General features: G+C 69.5%; 1 protein-coding gene. It reads right to left on the bottom strand.

Features of this window, described 5'->3' with window-relative positions; all coding sequences use genetic code 11:
* Positions 1 to 383, bottom strand: a 383-nt coding sequence (locus tag AC1U89_RS24960) for a TolB family protein (protein ID WP_479902298.1), incomplete at both ends; no start/stop codon positions are given.

The following is a 383-nucleotide window of genomic DNA, read 5'->3' as shown; positions in this document are numbered from 1 at the left end:
TTTCGTTCGCGGTCAGGCGCTCAATCCCGCTTCCGTCCACCCGGACGCGGGCGATCTGCGCGTGCCCCGGCCGGCTGCTGAAGCTCTCGGTGTTGAAGTAGATCCACTCGCCGTCGGGCGAATATTCCGGCCCGTCGCAATGCCCTTCCCCGACGTCTATGGTCGCCGAAGGTCCGCCGCCGGCGGGCAGCGTCAGGAGGCGGTGGAAGAAGCCGTCCTCTGCCGTGATCCGGGTGGCCGGGCCGCCCGCAAGGTCGGCCCGGTAGATGTGGCCGTCGTTGGCCGAGAGGTAGACCAGGGCGCCCGGACCTAGCACGTGATCATTGTTCAGCTCCGGGAGGCCGGAGATCGGGCCCTCGCCGAGCAAGCCCGTGCCGAGCTCC

It is taken from the genome of Caulobacter sp. 05T431, assembly GCF_056665975.1.
Note: the sequence above shows the minus strand (reverse complement) of the source record. Positions and strands in the feature narration are given on the sequence as shown.